Raw genomic sequence first — 21,754 nt, 5'->3', positions numbered from 1 at the left:
TTGAGTTGCCCCAAACCTCGCTGATTGGTTGGCTGGTCGGCATACACTATCCTTACGGGCTCCCGACCGGGCTTTCGCGACAGTGTGAATGTAGAGTTGACACATAACATATTGATCATGCAGCGGTTGCGCCAGTTTATTAACCAGATAGCCCCACTGACCGACTCTACCTGGGAAGTGGTCTCGGCCCTCTTTACGCCGACCACCCTGCGTAAGAACGAGTACTTCGCGCTAGCCGGACGGGTTGAAACAACGGCCGCCTACGTGACGCAGGGCGTACTGCGGGGCTTTTATCGACATGCGAATGGGCTGGAGTACAATAAAACGTTTTTTGTCGATAACGACTTTGTGGGGGCCTACAGCTCGCTGGTAACGGGTCAACCCAATCAGATTTACATTCAGGCCCTGACCGACTGTGAACTCTTCAGCGCCGATTATTCAGCCCTGACCCGCCTTTACCAGACCCATCCTGACTGGGAACGGTTTGCCCGCTGCCTGGCCGAAGGCTATTTTGTGTACAAGGAAAAGCGGGAACTGGAACTGGTCCTCTTTAAGGCCGACGAGCGGTATGTTCGCTTTCGGGAAGAGTACCCGATGCTCGAGCAGGTGGTTGCCCAGTATCATGTGGCCTCTTATCTGGGCATTACCCCCACGCAGTTGTCGCGGATCCGGGCAAAAGTATTTCACCGCAGTTGATTTCCTCAACCTATGTAAATGACCCGCTACTGGCAGACGCCCACCTTTGTGTTTCAATCAAACAAGGTACGGTATGCTTTATGAATTCATAAGTTGTTTGCGGGTAGCGCCTGCTTCTACAAACGTCTACGACCCTGGCCCTATCGGTTGACACCACTGGTCGGGTGCCCGGCTCGGGTGCGGTTGGACTGCTCACATCACTACTGCCATTTTCAAGCGCTTTCCAACGAGCATACCGGAGTTAGTTCGACCGAAAGTGTGAGTGGGTAGATTGTCTGCTTACTCACCAAACAACTTGAGCGGAGCCGACCGGAAGCGTCTCCCAATGGCTCGGACCGTTAAAATACGACTAAGCAACTTTTCAATGAACCTATCAGATAACACCGTATTGGTTACCGGAGCCAGTTCAGGCATCGGCTATGCCCTGGCCCTGCGGCTGGCTCAACTCAACAACACAGTCATTGCGGTTGGCCGCCATCAGGCCAGGCTCAACGAACTCCAGTCGCGTTCGGCCCGCATTCATTCGTTTTGTGCTGATTTGGCCGATAAACAGCAACTCGAACAACTGGCACTTTGGGTTGAAGAGAACCACCCCGGTTTGAACGTACTCATCAATAACGCCGGTATACAATACAATTATACGTTTGCCGAGAGCCGTGCTTATTTGTACCAGATCGAGCACGAGATTAACGTGAACCTGACTGCCCCTCTGCAACTCACGGCGTTATTATTACCTACGTTGGTAGGTAAGCAGGCAGCTGCCATTGTAAACATTTCATCTGGCCTGGCGCTAGCCCCCAAGCAGTCGGCTCCTGTTTACTGCGGCACCAAAGCGGGGCTGCACATCTTTACAAAAGCATTACGCTACCAGTTGGAAACAACGGCGGTTCGGGTGATCGAAGTCATTCCGCCACTGGTCGATACGCCCATGACTGCCGGTCGGGGGAAGAACAAAGTAAGTCCGGAACGGCTGGTCGATGAGTTTCTAAGCGGCTTTGCCCGAAATCAGCCCGAAATTAATATCGGTAAGGTTGGACTGCTGCGAACCCTACTGCGGCTGAGCCCATCGCTGGCCGACAGCCTGTTGAAAAATGGTTAATTCGTTCCATTCCATTGGCACCAACGCTACTACTCCGCCTGGCAGGGTGTGCAGTACCTGCGGGATAGGCAGGATGGGCAGGGTAAGGCTACCTCGCTGGACAATGACCGCTACGCGGGTATAGGCTGCCATACGGTGAAGGACGTGCTCACCGGGTTCTTAACCGATGGTGTACCGGCCAGGGGTTGACGTAGCGATTTGTTTATGGGTCATTAGGTCAGAATGCCTTTCACAAGTTTACCCTCCACATCGGTCAGGCGAAATCGGCGTCCCTGGTATTTGTAGGTAAGTTGTTCATGGTCGATGCCCATCAGGTGTAGCAACGTAGCCTGAAAGTCATGAACGTGTACCGGGTCTCTAACGACGTTGTAGCTGAAATCGTCGGTTTGGCCGTAGGAGAACCCGGCTTTCACGCCCGCCCCGGCCATCCACATGGTGAAACAGCGCGGATGGTGATCGCGGCCGTAATCGGCGGTCGTCAGCCTGCCCTGAGAATAAACCGTCCGGCCAAACTCACCGCCCCAGACGACCAGCGTATCGTCCAGCAGTCCCCGGCGTTTTAAGTCCACGATCAGTCCGGCCGTGGCCTGATCGATCTGCTGGCACTGGTTCTTCATGCCTTTGGGCAGAGAGCCGTGGTGATCCCAGCCCTGGTGGTAAAGCTGCACAAACCGCACGTCTTTCTCCAGTAGCTTCCGGGCCAGCAGGCAGTTGGCTGCGTAGGTGCCTTTGTCGCGGCTGTCGGGTCCGTACAGCTCAAATACCTCATCGGGCTCGGTCGAGGTGTCCATCACCTCCGGTACCGATGTCTGCATCCGAAAGGCCATTTCGTACTGCGAAATGCGGGCATTCACTTCGGGGTCGCCCCAGCTTTCGTTCTGCAGCTGGTTGAGCTGGGTCAGATAAGTGAGCATCTCCTCCCGATCGGCACCGTCGTAGCCTTCGGGATTGTTGAGAAACAGCACGGGGTCTTTACCGGCGCGGAACTGCACGCCCTGATATTCTGACGGCAAAAAACCATTGCCCCACAGCCGGGCGTAAAGCGGCTGATCTTTCGATGCGTTTTTCGACACCAGGACAATGAAAGCCGGCAGGTTCTGATTCTCCGACCCCAATCCGTAACTCACCCACGAACCAATCGACGGCCGGCCGGGCAGTTGATGGCCCGTCTGAAAAAACGTAATGGCCGGGTCGTGGTTGATCTGCTCGGTGTACAGCGATTTGACCAGACACAGCTCATCCACCACCTGCGCCGTATACGGCAGCAGCTCGCTTACCCACGTCCTGGTTTTGCCGTGCTGGGCAAATTTGTAAAGGGATGGTGCAATGGGCAGGGCCGCCTGGTTGGCGCTCATACCCGTTAGCCGCTGCCCCTGGCGCACCGAATCGGGCAGACTTTTACCCAGCATGTTTATCAGCCTGGGCTTATAGTCGAAGGTTTCGAATTGCGATGGTCCCCCCGCCATGAACAGATAAACGACCCGTTTGGCCCGGGGCGCTACGCGCTGGCGAAAGGCGTCGAGGGCCTGCTCGTTCGCGGGTGCGCCAGCGGCCTGGTTGCCTAGCAGGGTACCCAGCGCCAGCCCTCCCAGACCCGAGGCCGTACGGCGCAGAAAATTCCGGCGGTCGAGCGTCTGGTTCAGCGCGGCCAGATCGGGCGTTTGCAGCCGGGCTGCGAAAGGCCGCCCGGGGTCGTCGTGATGCGGTGAAGAGGTCATTAGCGTTTGGTTAACGTTGCATCCGAATTCATAATCGTACTGGCAACCACCGCATTGGCCGCGATCAGCGCCGGGTCCAGGTTGCCATTGGGGCGGTGTAACCCGGCTTTAAGCCAGCCAGCTGCTTTGGCCGGATGGGTCCTGAATTTCTCGTACTCAGTCTGTTGCAGCTTTGTCAGCAGCGTCAGCTCCCGTTCCAGGGGCCTCCGACCCGTTAGCCGGCGGTAGGCCTGGGTTATGGCCTGCTCTGTATCGGTCTGGCCCGCCATATGTTCGCCCAGTACGCAGGCCGCTTCGACAAACGTGGGGTCGTTAAGTGTTACGAGCGCCTGTAGGGGCGTGTTTGTCCGTTGCCGACGTACCAGGCAGCTATTCCGCGCCGGGGCGTCGAAGGTGGCCAGCGTCGGGTTGGGCACAGACCGTTTAACCACTACGTATAAACTCCGGCGGTACACAGCGTCGGTCGAGTCGGCCTTGTAGGTCATGCTGTTGATCTCCCACAGGCCGTCGGGCTGGTAGGGCTTCACGCTCTTGCCACCAATGGCGGGGTTGAGCAGGCCGCTGGCCAGCAAGGCATTGTCACGCATCATCTCGGCAGAGAGCCGCGTGGCCGGTCCTCGGGCCAGGAGCCGGTTCTCCGCATCCCGCTCCCGTAGCGCAGGGCTGGTATGTGAATCCTGCCGGTACGTTGCTGACATCACCATCAGCTTCACCAACCGCTTCAGGTCCCAGTTATAGTCCTGCTGGAATGTCACAGCCAGCCAGTCGAGTAGTTCGGGGTGGCTGGGCATCTCGCCCTGATTGCCAAAATCTTCGGCGGTTTTGACCAGGCCCGTGCCGAAGAAATGCTGCCAGTAGCGGTTCACCGCAACGCGGGCCGTCAGTGGATGGTTGGCATCCGTTAGCCACTCGGCCAGGCCCAGTCGGTTCTTTGGGCGGTTGGCCGGAAAAGGGAGGATCGCGTCCGGCGTATTGGGGAAGACTTCCTGCCCCGGCATATCGTACTGACCGCGTTGCAGCAGGAACGTCTTTTTGGGCGTCGGCATCTCCTGCATCACCATAATTTCGGCCACGTGGCGCATCGAATCGCTGAGGGCCGTCCGGCGTTTGCGTAGTTCCTGCCGGGCCGCGTTCAGCCCGGCGTCTTCGGCCGACAGGTAATAGGCCTGCAGGACAGACCTGTCGTGTTCGCTGAGGTCGGCAGGCGCTTTAGCGGCCAGCGTGGCCCAGTTTGTTTTTCGGGCTAACACACCGATTTCGAAGGAGGTCAGCGGGCGGTCATATACGACCACGTCATCTACCTTGCCGCCCTTAAAGCCCAGCCCGCGCCACCAGCCCCCCAGTTGCAGGGCCGGTTCTTTCTGCTCGAAAAAGATAATGTCTTTCTGCAACTGATCGACCACTGTTATCATGGGCTGCTCCGTTCCGTTAAGGTAGAGCCGTAAGCCATCGGCTTTCGACGAACCGTCGTAGGTCATCGTTAGCTGCACCCAGGTTTCACGGGGGATGGGCCCCTGGCTCTGCCGCGTAATGGCGTTCGAAGGGGCCGTGTGCGCCAGGCTGATCTCCAGGCGGTTGTTTTTCAACAACAAGTGATATCCTTTGAAGTTGTAGAGCCGCTCGGCATTGCCCTTGTGGAAAATAACGCCTTCCCTGAAGCTCCTCGGGAACCAGGCCCACAGACCAACAGAAAACGGGTCCGATTGCCGAAATACGCCCACATCCTTCAGGTCGGCATAGGCATCGCCGTTCAGCAGCAGCACCTGCCCCCGGTTTGTTCGTTCAAAAACAGGTTTATCCGGGTCTCCTGCGTCGCGTTTCATGACGCCTTTCTGCTTCGGGTTTACGCGGTTCGTCAGCGAATCGTCGAAGGTGTAGAAACCCTGCAGGCCCTGCTGGGGTACTGTCTGGGGAGCCAGTTTCTGGTAGGCCCTGGCCGCTATCCATTGCCCGGCGGCCGTCTTTGCGCTGGTTTCGGCCTGCGCAACGGTTGACTGCTGCTCAGAAATCTTCGACTTCATGAACCGAATCAGTTCGTCCTGCCGCTCGGTGGGTAACAGCATGGTGGGTGTGGGCAGGTCATCGTTCCAGGAAATCTGCCCCGCTTCGCGCACGTTGTTGAAGAAGCTGTAGAGCTCGTAATAATTTTTTTGCGAAATCGGGTCGTACTTATGATCGTGGCAGCGGGCGCACCCCAGCGAAATGGCCATGAACGCATCGCCCAGGGTGTTAGTCCGGTCCATAACGTACTCGGTCTGAAACTCCTCTTCCACGATACCCCCCTCCATGTTTTGCGGGTGAAGCCGGTTAAAAGCCGTGGCAATCATCATGTCGCGGGTGGGTGAGCTACCGGCAGGGCGGAGGGGCGTATCACCTTTCATCAGATCGCCCGCCAGTTGGTGGTGAATGAACGTACGGTACGGCATGTTCTGGTTGAAGGCCCGAATAACCCAGTCACGATAAGGCGACATATCGCGCAGGCGGTCAACGGTATAGCCATGTGAGTCGGCAAAGCGGGCCAGATCGAGCCAGTCGGTTGCCATCTTTTCCCCGTAATGGGGCGACCCCAGTAGCCGGTCTACCTGTTTTTCGTAGGCGTTGGGACTGGTATCGTTGACAAAGGCATCCAGCTCGGCCAGGGTGGGGGGCAAGCCAGTCAGGTCGAGCGATAACCGACGCAGCAACAGCTCTTTAGGCGCTTCGGGCGATGGTGCCAATTTCTCGCGCGCTAATCGGCTGAAGATAAACTGATCGATTTCATTGACCGCGGGGGAAGCCGTGGGCTGACTGATGGTCGGTACGGCTTTCCGGTCGGGCTTCACGAAGGCCCAGTGCGGTTTGTAAACGGCTCCGTCTTTAATCCACTTTAAAAGGGTTGCTTTTTCAACGGCCGACAGAGACAGATGCGATTTGGGGGTGGGCATCTGATAGTCCGGATCACCAGACAGGATACGCAGGGCCGCTTCGCTTTTTTGCCAGCTGCCGGGCTTGATGGCCACCTTACCCGGATTTTCGGGTAGCGGTCCGTAAGCCGCCTGCGCCCTATCGAGCCGCAGGCCAGCCTTCTGTTTGGCTTTATCCGGGCCATGACAGGCAAAACACTTATCCGACAGTATGGGCTTTACGTGCTGGTTGTAGTCCAGCTGGGCAGGCAGCTTATCATAGGCCGCCGACACGTCGGCCGGGAGTTTAACCTCGTCGGCGGGTGCCCGTACCCCTTCCGTTGGCGACTGGAGCCACCAGAAGGACAAGCTTGTACTGGTCAGAACGAAAAGGATGTATCGTATCATGCCAACTCGTCACGTTTATAGGATTTTAGTTGAATCAGGTCGGGCCACGCCTGGCCGGGCCAGCTGTACCGTTCCGGTGTCTATTTTCAGATTGGGCCGGCGCTTTTGCAGCCGTTCAATCCCTTCGGGAGTGGTTTTCGTTTGCCACAGATAGACGACTTTTAAATTCGGGCAACGGGCCAGGATAGCCAGCCCTTCATCGGTTACGGCCGTCCCGTACAGGTTTAGCTGTTCCAGATTCGGCAGGCCCGTCAGGGCAGTCAATGCCTTATCGGTTATGGACGTACGGGCCAGATTGAGCCGGGTCAGGTTCGTCAGCGAAGCCAGCGGATCCAGATCCGCATCGGTCACCGGCTGGCCGCTCAACCGCAGATGAACCACCTGTGCGCCTACTTCGCCCAGGGCTGCCAGCAGGGCCGGACTATAGGTTTTTACGTTGACGAAGTTGGCCGACAAATAGTTGGCACCATCGGTCAGTTTCGACAGCGACACCTGTTGTTGGGTCAGTCTGGCAAGTGTTGTCGGACTGGCTGCATCGACCGGCCGGGCCAACACGGTCGATTCCAGACTAATGGGCCGGGGCCCGATCTCGTCCGCTATTGAGTGGCTGGAGTCGGCTGAGCGTGCGAGGGGTAAAGATGGAATCACGTCCGCAAGGGCGACCAGCTGGTTCGGCCGGGTGGGTTGGAGGGTATCGACCTGTTCGCTGAAGGAAGCGCCTTTCTGAATCCAGTGGTATATCGTCGTAATTTGCTGGGGAGTCAGCTGCAGCTTGCCTTTCGGAGGCATGTGGTTATCGTCACCTTCGGGCAACAGCAGATACGTAAACAGCTTGCTTTTCTGCGCATTACCCGCCGTCAGGATGCTGCCATTTTTGCCGCCCTGCCTGATAAACACCTCGGTGTCGAGCCGTAAGCCGCCTTTTTTCTTGGTGGCAGAGTGGCAGCTATAGCATTTTGTTTTCAGAATCGGCACTACCTGATCCCGGTACAAAAACGTTCGTCGAATAATCGGCTTATCGCGGCTATCGACCGAGTCGGTTTGCAGGGCAGCGGGTTGAGAAACTATGGCTGGCTGAGCCGCCGGTTCCTGTTCGACCAGTTGCCTGGTATCAGGAAATAGGTAATCCTGACCGTGGGTCAGGTTACCGCCGTAATGCCCCGCCAGGGTGAGCAGCCCAACCGTGATGAAGGCCACTGGCCACCGGTACTGTTTCAACAAAAACGTCAGGGTGGCCAGTCCGGCTGTCGCTAACCCGGTCCACTGGTGCCTGGCCACCATGTCGGCATCGTAATCTCCGGACTGAGCCAGTAACCAGCCCGCCCCGCAGGCCAGCAGGGCCGATGCGGCCCCCAGGCCCCAGGCTAACGACACGGCTGCTTCGACGTCCAGCTTCTTCAGCCGACCGTAGACCATCAAGCCTACTGCAAACAGCAGGATGCCGATGGGCAGATGCACCAGCAGCGGATGAAGACGACCCCAAAGTTCGGTAGAAGGCATATAGCAGTACAATTGACTGATTCCGGGATGCAATTGACTCAAAAGTAGTGGCTAAAGTCAGCCTGTACAATGAACGCAGTTGTAATTAATTTGCACAAATCCGACTTTTGATTACTGTAAACGGGTATATATCACCAATCTGGACTGATTTGTATGGATGCACTGTTAACGCTTAAGCTCCGGTTATTGCACTGTGGCTATACGCAATTAGGAGCTGAGTGGCAGTTTGATGGCGTTATCAGCCCGTTCAGTCGACTTTACCTGGTTACGGATGGCGAAGCCTGGGTATGGCACCATCAACAGAAGTTCACGCTACGGCCAGGCTGGCTTTATCTGATTCCGAGTTTTTCACTCAGCCGCTATCACTGCGATAGCCGCATGACGCAGTTTTACGTATCCATGCTGGAGGAGACCGAAAACGGCCTGTCTGTATTTGATGTACTTCCCTTTGGCTATGAGATGCCGGCGCTGGAGATCGACCAACGGGTGTTTGAGCGGCTGCTGGCGCTTAACCCGGCACGGAGCCTTCAGAACATCGATCCGAAGGTGTACGATAACCAGCCAAACCTGCTCAGTTTCAATCAATCCGGGCCTGGGCAGTCGGCCGGTCAGCTTCTGGAAACGCAGGGCATTCTCTTACAGCTACTTTCCCGGTTTGTAGGGGTCCAGAGCGACGACCTCAGCCAGCAGGCCGGGGCTCGTATCCAGCTACGATCGGTGCTGAATTACATCCATACCCATCTGGCCGAAAAAATCAACGTGGAGCAACTCGCGGCTCTTCAGCACCTGAATACGGACTATTTTTCCCGCCAGTTTCAGAAATTATTGGGCATACGTCCCATCGATTACATCATCAACAAACGGCTGGAGCGGGCGCAGCTGCTGATGATGACAAGCTCGCTGACCTTACAGGCTATCGCTGAACAGGTGGGCATTGCCGACATCTATTATTTTTCCCGGTTGTTTAAGCGCCGGTTTGGTGTTTCACCGGGCCAGTTCCGGAAGCAGGGTCGCCAGATCTGATCATTAGGTAAGCGCGTTACCATGGCCGACCGGGTGCTCTCTGAATTGTTCGGAAGATAGGGTAACCCTGAACGAGTGGATGGCCTGATTGTCTTGAACGCCAACGGTTACTTGTTTACTGAATAACGGCGAAATCCGTTCACAAAAAAGTGGGGCAAAGACACTGAAATAAGCTGAGTTGTAGATATACATGCATAAAAACTGATAGGCTTCTACTACTGTTAGTGCCAATAAATGAACTATATCGCTTATTGATGAGCGAAGCGCAGGAGCCTACCTTTGATCCATACTAAGGCCGATATTCAGTGCACGGAAGATGCGGTCTTGGAAACCAGTACATGCTTCATCAACAAACATAGTCACAAGTAACACATGAAAAAGAAAATTCAGGAACTCGCCAATGCGCTACTGTCAAGGGAGCAGATAAAAAGTATTAAAGGAGGCAGCACCCGGTACTGCGTCTGTAATGGCTCACTCATCGGCTTCCCCAGTGGTACCCCAGGGGATTGCTCAACACTTTGTGGACCTCCAGGCGGTGGTGGTGGCGGTTCAGGCTGCAGCAACACGCTTCCGAACTTCCCTCCCTGTAATTAAAACCAACCCCAGGAACGCTCGTACTTCGTAGTACCGAGCGTTCCCTTTTTCTTAAACCCCCTTGTCATACACGTCATAGGTTGTCATCAGTATCGTGCCCCTTCGGCATACCCTGTACCGGCCGGGCGTAGAGGTGAGCGAATATGAAAAAAGCCTTATTTTTAATGTTGCCCACGCCCAGTCATTACACGCCCTGCTTCGGACTGGCCAATGACCTGCGTGATCGGGGCTTTACGATTGTCTTTGGGGGTACACCGTCTGTCGCTGACCTCGTGGTACGAAATGGCTTTGACTTCGTGCCGTTTACCTACATGCCCACCTATGAAGTAACTACGTTGACCAGTTTTCTTGGTACTTTCCTGAAGTCGGCTACTGATCCTGGCTTCCTGCGAGCCCGTTATCGTGAATTTGTACAGGGTATCGCGGCTGCACATAAGCTGTACCAATCACAACAGCCCGATGTTATCTACCTCGACGAGCACCTGAACCACTACTATGCTTATTTTAAGTCCTTTATCTCGTCTATCTATCTGATCAACACAAAATTATCTACGCGCCGGGCGGCTCACGTTCCTCCGCTGAATTCGGGATACGTGGCCAGTGGTGGCTGGGGTAGTTCGTGGTATTGCAGATACCTCTGGATTCGGCAATTTCTGACAAAAACCATTCGTCAGGGAGTCAATGCTGTTGCTTTTACGGGCCGAACTGACGACTATTTTCAGCGCCGACTTTCCAAACGTTTAGGGGTAGCCGTTCGGTCTAGTCGCCAGTCGGCTATGTATTGCTATGATGTCTTGCCTGGGGTTAAGACATTGATTCTGATGGACGATACGTTCGAGTATCCCTGGATCAGACACTCGGCCGATGAGCGGGTGCTGCATTACTGGAATCAGGATGCTCAGCCGATGGATGATACAACCAAAGCCATACTGGCACAGAAAAGACCGGGTGTCCCATTGATTTACTGCGGAATTGGTACGCTGGCGGGTAATGATGCCGCACAATACACCCAGTTTATTCATCAGCTACTAAAAGCATTGGGTGGGCTACCCACCTACCAGGTGGTGATTTCAACAGGCCGCTCCCTGGCCAGCGACGCATTTGATCCGGCTGCCATTCCGGCTAATATACAGGTGGTCAGCTACCTCAACCAGCAAGCGCTACTTCCCCATTGTGCGCTGATGATTACTCATGGTGGCCTCAACTCAATAAAAGAATGCATGGCGGCCACTGTTCCGATGCTGGGAATCGATAACCCTGCCGATATACATAAAGATACGCCCGGTAATATAGCCCGTATCGTTTACCATAAAATTGGACTGCGTTGCCAGATCAGCGATCCGGCGTCTGTAATCCGACTGCGAGTCGACCAGTTGCTGGCTGATGATACGTTTAAGACAAGGATAAGCCAGCTCAAGGCCACTATCGACAGCCAACAGCAAGTACATGCTCCCGTACAGGCAGATCTTTATTAACTAGTTCAACTATTTTTATCGCAAGAGCAACCATCAGCCCTGTATGCGCAACTCGATCGGGCGAAAGTATAACTGTCAGTTGTGATAATAATATACTCATAGTCAATTTGTTAAATCTATTTTTATTGCGAATATAATTAGGGAAATAGTTGTACTATTCTGCAACAAAAATGTAGTATTGCGATATCTCTTATTGATACTTCCTTACTCCATGCTAACTCAACCAATTCCACCTGGTGGTATCCTGATCGCGAAGCAGGATATGTTATTGTGCGAAACATTGAAAGAATCGTTACAGGCCAGGCGACTTTATGTGCGCGGCTGCATAACAGACGGGCGTGAAGCACTAAAGCTCATTCAGCAACAATACCCAAGCCTGGTCATATTAGGTGCCGAAATGCCGGGTCTTAGCGGTATTGACATTGTGCGCTACATTGAAGAACACCGGATGCCGATTAAGTGCATTATTTATGCAAAAAGCCGTCGGCCCGATTTCCTGGCGGAAGCTCTCAAGTTAAATGTGAAAGGGTATTTGTTTGTCAACTCGGGCTTTGCCGAGTTGTTCTATTGCGTACAGGAGGTTTTGGAGAACCGCGAATACGTTACTCCGCTGGCGCATCAGGTAGTTGAAGAACTGGCGGCCAAATTGCCTCCCAAACCGGCCACGATGAGTGACCTTAACCGGCTTAGTAGTCGCGAGCGGGAGATTTTGTGTCTGATTGCACAGTGTTTCACTAATAATCAGATTGCGGACCGCATATGCAGAAGTGTGGCTACTGTTAACAATCACCGGCATAACATCATGAAAAAGCTGAACCTTCAGGGCCATCACCAACTGCTGCCTTACGCGTTATCGATGTATGACACCTTGACTTAGAAATTGCTTCATCATTCGATCCCTCCCCGTAAACGTTGGTAAGCCCGCTCCAGTAGTCGCAGGTCGTTGGTAACCACTTCCGCCGAACCCGAGGCTTCCGAGTTAACCTTAAGCTGTTGGCCGTAGCTGCTGAGCAGCCCATTGGGTAAGCTCACGCTGAGCCGGTACCGACCAGGCGTCGTTGTGGGGGAAATGGCGGTTACCCGCCCCCGCAGTACGCCATACTCGCGGGCCGGGAAATCATTAAGTTTAAGAATAACCAACTGGCCAACCTCTACTTTACCGGTACCAGGGGCAGCTACTGTGACAAACCCCACAAATGGCTGCTGGATGGCCGGCAATAGAGCAAACAGTGTATCTGCCGTACGAACCGGTTGATCCTGGTTCAGTTGCTTAAGGAAAAGGACTCTGCCGTCAGCGGGGGCCGTGAGCAGGTAGGTATGCTGCCAGATCTGCAGGGCATTCTCAATGCTGCGAATGTGCTGGTCGATCTTGTCGCGGTGGGCGCGGGTCTGCTGTAAAAACTGGTGGGTTAGTTCGGAGAGTTGCTGGTGTTTATCCGTCAGGGTCAGGCGGTTTTCGACAATAATTTTCCGGAAACTTTCCCGTTCTTTCTTCTTTTGCAGATAGCTGTTTTCCATAGCCAGAAACTCCAGCCGGGCGTATAGTTTTTGTCGATACAGGGATGCATTTATCTGGTAGGTCTGGTCGGCATTCGTGTACTCTTGCTCAATGAGGGCTAGCTGTCGCTCGTTGAGGTCAATGAGCTGCTGATAGTCACCAATTTGTTGACGCAGTGTACGCGCCTGCTGACCGTAATAGGCATCGGTGAGCAGGCGTTTATAGTCCCGGTAACTTTTCACAAGCTGATTATAGTCTTCCTGCACATCGCCCAGCGTTGTGTGGTCGGCCAGTAGGGGTAACGGAAGAGTTGGGTCGTTCAGAAACTGGCGGGCGTCGGTTATGAACCGCCGTAATGCCGGTACGTTTTCCAGCCGGGTCGTATTTTCAATCTCGGCCAGTAGCGCTCCCCGCTTCACCATCGCATTGTCATGAACCAGGAGTGCCGTTAAGCGTCCATTGGCTTTGGCCAGCAGTTTGAGCGGAGGGCGTTCCGTCGTGATCAGTACCGTGCCCTGAATAACGTCTGGGTAGTGGATTAGCCAGGCCCCGGCCAGTAACAAAATCAGCGCCCCCAGGAATACGGACGTACCCCATCGTACAATGGACGACGGGGGGTGAGCGAGTACTTCGCTCAGCGCGTCTGACCGTCCGGCGGCATCATAAGTGACCCGGGCTGGCGGTTCCGGGGGCCGGGTTGATGTCTTTGCTGCGGTTCGGGGCGATGGGATCATATGCGTTTGAATCAATTTCCTAATTCGAGTTGATTTCTGACCAGATGAAAGTAGCCCTCCCGTCGGGCGGTCAATTCGGCGTGCGTACCGATTTCGGCAATACGACCCTTATCCATCAGGATGATCTGGTCGGCATGCTTTACCGTACTGAGCCGGTGGGCTACAACAATGACGGTACGCCCGCGGAAAAAGTCGTTTAAATTTTCCTGTATAATCCGTTCATTATTAGCATCCAGCGCATTGGTTGCCTCGTCGAGGAAGATGTATTGGGGATTTTTATAGACCGCCCGGGCAATCAGAATCCGTTGTTTCTGGCCCTGACTAAGCCCGTTTCCTTCTGCCCCAATTTTTGTGCTCAGCCCCAGGGGGAGTGTGTCGATAAAATCCTGCAGATTCGCAATGTGCAGGGCATGACTCACGTTTGCCGGATCGGGGTACTCGTCGCCAACCGCAATATTCCGTAGTATGGTATCCGAAAAGATGAATCCATCCTGCATGACAACACCGCACTCTCTGCGCCAGGCCCGATGACTGATCTGGCTAAGCCGTAGTCCCGAGGCATTACCCGGCCGGGCGTTGGGCGTGGGCGATGCTGGTCCCTGAGCCGAACGCGATCGGGTGGTATGGGGCAATGGTTCGCCAATCAACACCTCACCGGCGGTCGGATCATATACTTTCAGCAGCAGCTTTAGCAGCGTAGTTTTTCCGCTACCACTCGATCCGACAATGGCTGTTATTTTTCCCGGCGGAATACGCAGGCTGACTCCCTGGAGTACAGGCCCGTTGCCGGCGCCGGGATAGCTATATGTCACATCCTGTAGCCGGATACCTCCCCGGGCAGGGAGGGTGGTTACCAGCGGTGTATCGACCGGTTCCTCATCCGCTAACTGGTGAATCTCATTGAGTCGCTCTAAGCTGATCTGCGCTTCCTGCCAGGATTGAGCAAACCGGATCAGCTGCTCAATGGGGCTGTTGAGCTGACCAATGATATATTGTACGGACAGCATGCCACCTAAGGTCAGGTTGCCTTCAATAACGGCCTGAGCGGACAAAAAAGTAATGAATATGTTTTTTCCTTCGTGGATAAAAAACGCCCCGGCTTGCTGATACTGGCTCAGCGCCAGTGTTTTAATCTGCACCCGATGTTGCTTTAACTGTAGCTGCTCCCATTCCCACCGTTTGGATTTTTCGCAGTTGTGCAGCTTTATTTCCTGCATTCCCTGAATCAGTTGCACCAATGCCCCCTGGCTCCGCGCCGACATATCGAATAAGCGGTAATCGATTTTGCGGAGTTGCTTCATGAAGAGCTTTACCCAAAGGCCATACAAGACGCTGCCCACCAGGAAGACTAAGAAAATGGTCGAGTTATAGGCCGCCAGCAGCAGACCAAAAACCACCAGATTCAGGACCGAAAAAAGGGTTGACAGCGTCTGGCCCGTCAGGAAATTCTCAACCCGCTGGTGGTCGCCAACGCGCTGCATGATGTCACCCATCATCTTGACATCGAAGTAGGACATGGGGAGCTTCATCAGCTTGATGAAAAAATCGGAGAGCAGTTGCAGATTGATGCGCGCACTGACATGCAGCAGAATCCAGCTCCGGATAAAATCGACAGTGGTCCGCCCGGCAAACAGCGCCAGCTGGGCAAAAAGTACCAGATGAATGAAACCAATATTGTGGGTATTGATGCCAACATCGACAATTGACTGGGTCAGGAAGGGAAGGATTAGTTGCAGGCCACTACCAACCAGCATGCCGAGAACTAACTGAATCAACAGAGAACGATATGGCCAGAGGTACCCGTACAGACGGCTAAAGCCCACGGCTCCGGTGCGCGGTTCGTCATCCAGATCGACCAGGGCGGGCGTGGGCTCGATCAACAGGGCTACACCCGTTGCTTTCTCCGAACGGTCAGTGCCGACCCATCCATCCAGGAACTCTTCTTCTGTCAGTTCGAGTAGATCCAGCGCCGGGTCGGCCACAAACACGCGCCGTGGCGAAGCCAGCCAGCCCAATCGGCTTTTCTGGGTTCGGTAGACAACGATGAAATGATTCTGCTGCCAATGTACAATGCAGGGCAGCACAGCTTTGTAAAAAAGTTGATCGAAGGAAATCTTTACCGCCATTGTCCGAAAACCAAGCGCTTCAGCTGTCTCACTTATACCCAGCAGTGAAACGCCTTCCCGGCTCATATCTATTTTCTCCCGCAGGGATTGCAGGCTGTACTGCCGGCCATAATAGCGGGCAACCATGCGGAGGCAGGCCGGCCCGCAATCCATTAGATCGTACTGGCGAAAGAAAGGAAAAGCCATTGGTTCTTTCGATTAGTGAGTCAGAACGCCGGATGTCTCGCAACGGCTTATGACGTACCGCAGATGCACCAGTAAGTCGTTGATTGTAAACAAGTCGGGCAGCAATCGCCCGTTAACGAAAACGGATGGTGTATATTCTATTTTGGTCCTGTCACACCAAGCCATGTGCTGGTGGTGGGCCCTGGCAGTGTCAATGGTGGGATCGGCGGGATAAGCTGCCTGCAGTAGCTCAAAATCCTTATGGGTATACCACGAGTGCAAAGCCTCCTGGAGAATGGGCTGCCCGCTTAGTCCAATTAAGTGCTGCGCTATGCGATTGGAGTCGGAGTACTCCGGCCGGGTATTGCCGGCAAACCGCTCGATAACCCGTACCTCGTCGGGGTAGATAGCCAGTATCTTCTCTAGTATAGCGTGCGCATCGGCACAGGGTACACAGAAGGGATTACTGACAACTGTAATCGTAACGGGCGCATCCTGATTTCCCAACACCAGTTCGGCCGGCATTGTCTCCATGGCAACTACGGGTTGGGCGTCCAGCAAGGTAACAAACAGCGTATCGCTGCGTTTGAACCGAGCCAGCGCCCGTTCGGTCAGCCGGATGGTTCGCGTATGCTCAAGAAGTGGCTTAACAAAAACCCAGGTCAGGCTCACCAGTAGAAAAGCAGCGGCTACCAGCGGCAGACTTGCTACCGAAACGCTGGTAAAGGCCGTCCCATAGCCATTGGCTACCCAGCCGTGCAGGCCGAAAGTAAGCCAAAGGGTGATCTGCACAATCAGACAAAGTGTACACCATTTACGCAGGACGAACGCCTGATAGCTCACCGAAAAAATTGTATAGGGCAGTGCAGCAGCGTTCAGCCACGCCAGTGTGCTCACCACCAGCGCCCCACCCCAGGCCATTGCCAATAGGCAGCTACCAAAATAAACAAGCCCAATCTCGGCCATGCTGAACCAGCCAAACAGTTTTCCCGCTGGTGAATTAACGACCTGATGACAATCCGTTTTGGGACTGATACCGCATAGTTTTTTCAGGTACGAAAAAGCACTCTGGCTGGCTTCTTCGGACCAGAGGGCGACACACACGAAAAGACCGGACACGTTACCCGCAAACAGCGCTAACCAGGACCAGGAGGGAGCCTGTATGGCGATCAACATAGCCAGCAAGGTGAGGGCGGTATAAAAGAACGGGCGCCGATATGATGCCTGCACTTCTTGCCGATGCTTAGCCTCGTATTGGCTCTCTCCCGAGGTTTTGTTGGCTTCGGTCAGCAGGCTGATCCCCTGCCAGCGCCGACCAAACGTCGCGATGGGCTCGCGAACCAAACCCGCCTGGGGATGAAAATAGACAATCTCAGCTCCCTGAACCTGGGTCACTACCACGTACTCCACCTCGTCGTTGGTGTCCAGCTGGGCAATAAACGGATAACTGACTTCCAGCAGGTGGCTGTCTGACAGGCAAACGGCCATTGTTTCGATGCCCCATTCACTAAAGACGTCGGTTAAACTCGCCAGGCTCGGAAAGGCAGGATGCGACTCAAGCGCCTGGCGAACAGTTCGGCGTGTTACCCGTACGTTTAGCCCTTCCAGCAGGTGTTGGACTACCTTGATTATATGCTGTTGGTTCGTTTCCATGATGAAGTGTCAACGGTATTGTTAGTCTCCTAATGTCGTCGTGAGGAAGTGCAGCCATCCACGAAAAGCAGCTGGCTGGTCAGTACTGATACTCAGAATACATTTACACGCTTGGGCAGGGATGGATGCTGGCCGCCTGCTAACCATACGAGCACCAGCCTGAGCAACCTGTTCTGTCTGGCTCGAATCGGTATGAGCTGCGGCCACGGGACCGCTTTCTGTAAAGGCTCTTTTTGCGAAGAAGCCCATCCGTTAGCCTGCGTTTCGTTTTCATTGCCGTTTTCAGTGGAGGATGACTACAAAAGTAGACTCCGGCAAAAGTGACAGCAATGAGCGTACTGTTTCAATTATAGGCCTTATGACTAGGCAACATATACTAGTCACTGGCAGATGTCGCTCAATAGTGCAAGGGTGTATAATGGCCTTGCCTTTTGTTGAATGGATGCAGGATCAATCCTGGCTCACTCATTTTCACCGTATCCCAGGCCTGTCGGCACACCGTACTGATTTGCCAGGAGGCTATGCTGTGCGTACAGATTATCATCGTATTGTCAGATAGACTTTTATGATGCTTTAACCGGTCTTCGTTCTGGTAGATTCGCTTCACTAAGTAGGTTTGGCCAAACTACGCTTACTGTAGAAACACGGACCCTTACCCGAGAAATCTGCTATGAATGGACTACGCAACCCCTGGCTGCTGGGGGTAACTCTGGTCGCTTTATCCGCCTGCCAACCCGGTGGCTTTACCGCCTTTGCGCAGGGACCGGGTCAGCGACTTCCGCTCCCGCCCATACCGATAAAAGGCGATACGACCCATACGCTATCCCGACACTTCATACCGGCCTCTGCCGCCCAAAAAACACCGGACGCTAGGGGCTTTATTCAGCGGTGGCTGATGCTGGAACCCGTGAAGAAAGATATCGCCCGAAATAATATATTCACCGACAACTACCTCAGAACCACGTTTTCGGCCGATAACTTCTCCAGCGATTATGCCACCGTTCCCCGGTCTGGCGAAACCGTAAAGGTGGGAACTCAGGAACTAAGGTGGTACGCGCTGGACAGCAAGGCTTTCAACGTCAATTTATACCATTTTACCTACGCCCTTAACAAGCCCAAATACGGCATACTGGTCTGGCTGGTCACGGTCATCGATTGCCCCGAAGAAATGCAAAATGTCCGGATGGCGGCAGGCTGTAATTCCGGCAGCATGTGGTGGTTGAATGGTCAGGAAGCCCTGCTGCTTTCCGGCGACCGGGACATGATTGCCGATAATGGCACCTCGGCCCGACTAACGCTGAAGAAGGGACGAAACATCATCCGGGGAGCCGTCATAAACGGGCCGGGTATGGCTAATTTCTGCGTTCGCTTTTTGGACGAAAAAGGGACACCCGTGAAAAACTTCCGAATTGGATCCGAGTAATTGGCTAACTGATGGCATCCATTTTTTGTCATCCTGATAATGGAAGGATTTACTTTCTGAATTCCCAGAGACCCTTCCGTCGGTATGACAAAAGCCCTCCTGATAAAACCCCATGGTAGTAAAACGAACCGCTTCATGAAACGAATGCACGTAACTGGCCTGATAACCTTACTTGTCTTATTGATAACGCAAACCGTACTAGCCCAGATCGGAAGACCGTTTATCCACGATCCATCAACGATCGCTGCATGTGACGGTAAGTATTTCACCTTCGGCACCGGCGGTGGCGGGTTGATCTCTGACGATGGCTGGACCTGGTACGGTGGTGGGGTAAGGCCGGGTGGGGGAGCGGCCCCCGACGTTCTCAAAATTGGGGATCGTTACCTGGTTGTCTACGGAGCCACCGGTGGTTCTCCCAGCCACAAAGGCGCTATTCTGACCATGTGGAACAAGAGTCTGGACCCTAAATCCCCTGACTTCAAGTACTCCGAACCGATTGTGGTAGCGACCTCCGATGGCTACGAAGAGAATGACGCCATTGATCCCGGCCTGATGCTGGACCCGACTACCGGGCGACTATGGCTCACCTACGGTACCTATTTTGGCTATACCCGCCTGATTGAGCTAGACCCCAAAACCGGGAAACTCAAGGCCGGGAACAAACCGGTAGATGTAGCCATCGTCTGCGAAGCCAGCACACTCGTCTACCGCGACGGCTGGTACTACCTGCTGGCCACGCACGGCAGTTGCTGCGATGGGGCCAACTCGACCTACAATGTGGTAGTGGGTCGATCTAAAAAAATAACCGGCCCTTACCTCGATAACGTAGGCCGAAGCATGCTGGAAGGGGGCGGTAAACTGGTAGTGGCTACCCGGGGAGGGTTGATTGGCCCCGGGCATTTTGGCCACATCATACTGGAGCAAGGAGTTGAAAAAATGTCTCTCCATTACGAAGCCGATCTGGAGCAGGGTGGTCGAAGTGTGCTGGGCATACTGCCGGTGGTTTGGAAAGACGGGTGGCCGCTTGCCGGTGAAAAGTTCAGAGAAGGTACGTATGAAATCGAATCGGTCCGACGAGGCTATGGTCTCGAACTGGCCGTTGATTTCACCCGAATGCCCGTTGTACGCGGCTTTGGCCAGCCCAGCAACGACCCCATAAAGCCCGTTCCGGCCCAGCAATTAGCCGATGTCGTGAAAAACTGGCCAACCGGAGAGATCAAGGTAAGAATAGGCGACTATATGGCGCGCCCCCACCAGAAATGGACCATTACCGATGCGCCGGATACCACCGGCTATCTGGGTGGACCCTATTACAAGATCGTGCTGGCCGGAACCGATCGGGCCCTGGCGGCTACTGCCGATGCCGAACTAACAACGGTACCGGCGTTTACCGGTGCCCCTGAACAGTTGTGGCGAATCGATCAACTGACAGACGGCAGTTACCGGATAATGCCTAAGATCGTGCCAAATTCAAAAAAGAAGCTGGCGCTGGTCTCTTCGGGAGATAGCACCCCGACACTGGCGGAATTCGATGTCAACAGCGATAATTCCAAATGGAATTTTAGGGAACACTAAGCCCCAAAAAGTGACAGCCGGTTGTTGGTTTGGGGCCAGCCAGTTGCCGTCAGCAGGCACCGTGGCCGGGCTATTTTCTTCTACAGGCTGCAAAAACCTGTCAGCTTGTCCACATGGCTTGCCTCGTCTATCAATGTGACCGTGTGCAGTTCGTAACAAGTTGATCGTACGACCATGGTAATCCAGTGCTAGCAGATTGATAAACTCTGTTGCTACGAGCCTGCATAGACTATAGACAACTTTTGGGGTATTCTGGTTAATATGATGCGGTTTCCCGATAAAAAACGTACTTCACACCCCCAGATACATGTGTCGACCTAACCCAGTTCAATTTAAAAATGAATATCGGATCATCTACGCAGGATTTTAACGCGCTTCGGTACCCGATCGGTACATTTACCTTCGGCCAGTCCTACAGTACTGCCGAAACCAGCCAGCATATCGTCGGCCTCGACGAGTTACCCATAAAGCTAACCGAACTAGTGGGAAAGTGGGGCGACGACCGGCTCGATACGCCCTACCGCCCCGAAGGCTGGACTGTCCGTCAACTGGTACACCACGTGGCTGATAGCCACATGAACGGCTACATACGAACCAAGCTAGCCCTGACCGAAGCCAATCCAACCATAAAACCCTACGAAGAAGGCGATTGGGCCACGCTGCCCGACTCACGGCTCGATATCGCGCCGTCGCTGGTTATTCTGCGTAGTCTGCACCAGCGCTGGGTGGCTGTGCTGAGCCAGCTCGACGAAGCGGGTCTGGCCCGTACGTTTTACCATCCCGGCAGCGGCTATACCTACACCCTCGCCGAGCAGGCCGCTCATTACGCCTGGCATAGCGAGCACCACTACCAGCATATCAACCGACTCGCCGAGCGCAACGGCTGGAAATGATTTTTATGAATGATGAATGATGAATGATGAATGATGAATGATGAATGATGAATGATGAATGATGAATGATGAATGATATTGATCTCAATCGCGTTTATCGTTTATCATTCATCGTTACAATCGCGTTGTCATGCAGGAGCTGATCATACTACTTTTGTTGGGACTGGCACTGGGCTATCTGGGCTGGCGAGCTTACCGGTCGGTGGCGGTAAAACAGGCTGGTTGTGGTAAAGGATGCGGTTGCGAAACGGATTCGGCGCCTAAAGTACTTATTCGGAAATAAAGACTACTT

General features: G+C 54.1%; 15 protein-coding genes. 9 read left to right on the top strand and 6 right to left on the bottom strand.

Features of this window, described 5'->3' with window-relative positions:
* Positions 1 to 117 precede the first annotated feature (117 nt).
* Positions 118 to 696 carry a Crp/Fnr family transcriptional regulator gene (locus tag B1C80_RS03600; RefSeq protein WP_077919699.1) on the top strand — a complete coding sequence of 193 codons (579 nt, stop codon included), beginning with the start codon at positions 118 to 120 and terminating at the stop codon, positions 694 to 696.
* Between the two features lie 364 nt (positions 697 to 1,060).
* Entirely contained in the window at positions 1,061 to 1,795 is a 735-nt protein-coding gene (locus B1C80_RS03595) for an SDR family oxidoreductase (protein WP_077919698.1), read from the top strand.
* A gap of 212 nt (positions 1,796 to 2,007) precedes the next feature.
* Here B1C80_RS03595 and B1C80_RS03590 read toward each other — a convergent pair whose 3' ends face one another.
* From B1C80_RS03590 to B1C80_RS03580, 3 genes are read right to left on the bottom strand one after another with little or no spacing between them, the layout of a single operon-like run.
* Positions 2,008 to 3,513 carry a DUF1501 domain-containing protein gene (locus tag B1C80_RS03590; protein ID WP_077919697.1) on the bottom strand — a complete coding sequence of 502 codons (1,506 nt, stop codon included), beginning with the start codon at positions 3,511 to 3,513 and terminating at the stop codon, positions 2,008 to 2,010.
* Entirely contained in the window at positions 3,513 to 6,803 is a 3,291-nt protein-coding gene (locus tag B1C80_RS03585; RefSeq protein WP_077919696.1) for a DUF1553 domain-containing protein, read from the bottom strand. Before B1C80_RS03585 ends, B1C80_RS03590 begins: the two co-directional genes overlap by 1 nt.
* A 15-nt stretch (positions 6,804 to 6,818) precedes the next feature.
* Positions 6,819 to 8,303 carry a c-type cytochrome domain-containing protein gene (locus B1C80_RS03580; protein WP_077919695.1) on the bottom strand — a complete coding sequence of 495 codons (1,485 nt, stop codon included), beginning with the start codon at positions 8,301 to 8,303 and terminating at the stop codon, positions 6,819 to 6,821.
* A 153-nt stretch (positions 8,304 to 8,456) separates the two neighbouring features.
* On the opposite strand from B1C80_RS03580, the gene B1C80_RS03575 reads away from it, so the two are divergent.
* From B1C80_RS03575 to B1C80_RS03565, 3 genes are all read left to right on the top strand, one after another.
* Positions 8,457 to 9,326 (top strand): helix-turn-helix domain-containing protein, encoded by an 870-nt coding sequence (locus tag B1C80_RS03575; protein WP_077919694.1) that lies wholly within the window; start codon positions 8,457 to 8,459, stop codon positions 9,324 to 9,326.
* Positions 9,327 to 10,063: 737 nt separating this feature from the next.
* A complete protein-coding gene (locus B1C80_RS03570) occupies positions 10,064 to 11,395 on the top strand; it encodes a glycosyltransferase (protein WP_077919693.1) in 1,332 nt (443 codons plus the stop codon).
* 211 nt (positions 11,396 to 11,606) lie between these two features.
* Positions 11,607 to 12,272: a response regulator transcription factor gene (locus B1C80_RS03565; protein WP_139361577.1), complete on the top strand. Its 666-nt coding sequence runs from the start codon at positions 11,607 to 11,609 to the stop codon at positions 12,270 to 12,272.
* Between the two features lie 11 nt (positions 12,273 to 12,283).
* On the opposite strand, the gene B1C80_RS03560 is transcribed toward B1C80_RS03565, so the two are convergent.
* The 3 genes from B1C80_RS03560 to B1C80_RS03550 are packed head-to-tail and all read right to left on the bottom strand — an operon-like array spanning position 12,284 to position 17,571.
* A complete protein-coding gene (locus B1C80_RS03560; protein ID WP_077919691.1) occupies positions 12,284 to 13,627 on the bottom strand; it encodes an HlyD family efflux transporter periplasmic adaptor subunit in 1,344 nt (447 codons plus the stop codon).
* An 11-nt stretch (positions 13,628 to 13,638) separates the two neighbouring features.
* The gene (locus B1C80_RS03555) at positions 13,639 to 15,939 is read right to left on the bottom strand and encodes a peptidase domain-containing ABC transporter (protein ID WP_077919690.1); all 2,301 of its coding nucleotides are present in this window, start codon (positions 15,937 to 15,939) and stop codon (positions 13,639 to 13,641) included.
* 12 nt (positions 15,940 to 15,951) lie between these two features.
* A complete protein-coding gene (locus tag B1C80_RS03550; protein WP_077919689.1) occupies positions 15,952 to 17,571 on the bottom strand; it encodes a vitamin K epoxide reductase family protein in 1,620 nt (539 codons plus the stop codon).
* Positions 17,572 to 18,241: 670 nt separating this feature from the next.
* Here B1C80_RS03550 and B1C80_RS03545 point away from each other — a divergent pair.
* The 4 genes from B1C80_RS03545 to B1C80_RS28030 all read left to right on the top strand — a co-directional run bounded on the left by B1C80_RS03545 (position 18,242) and on the right by B1C80_RS28030 (position 21,745).
* On the top strand, positions 18,242 to 18,994 hold the full coding sequence (locus tag B1C80_RS03545) for an acetylxylan esterase (protein ID WP_077919688.1): 753 nt from the start codon (positions 18,242 to 18,244) through the stop codon (positions 18,992 to 18,994).
* Positions 18,995 to 19,129: 135 nt separating this feature from the next.
* Positions 19,130 to 20,569: a family 43 glycosylhydrolase gene (locus B1C80_RS03540; protein ID WP_077920083.1), complete on the top strand. Its 1,440-nt coding sequence runs from the start codon at positions 19,130 to 19,132 to the stop codon at positions 20,567 to 20,569.
* Between the two features lie 338 nt (positions 20,570 to 20,907).
* Positions 20,908 to 21,462: a YfiT family bacillithiol transferase gene (locus B1C80_RS03535; RefSeq protein ID WP_077919687.1), complete on the top strand. Its 555-nt coding sequence runs from the start codon at positions 20,908 to 20,910 to the stop codon at positions 21,460 to 21,462.
* A gap of 130 nt (positions 21,463 to 21,592) precedes the next feature.
* On the top strand, positions 21,593 to 21,745 hold the full coding sequence (locus B1C80_RS28030; RefSeq protein ID WP_129602000.1) for a FeoB-associated Cys-rich membrane protein: 153 nt from the start codon (positions 21,593 to 21,595) through the stop codon (positions 21,743 to 21,745).
* The last annotated feature ends 9 nt before the right edge of the window (positions 21,746 to 21,754 follow it).

Origin of the sequence: Spirosoma sp. 209 (assembly GCF_002006735.1) — a bacterium.
Lineage (GTDB): Bacteria > Bacteroidota > Bacteroidia > Cytophagales > Spirosomataceae > Spirosoma > Spirosoma sordidisoli.
The sequence above is the reverse complement of the archived record's forward strand: the minus strand, read 5'-3'. Positions and strand labels throughout refer to the sequence as shown.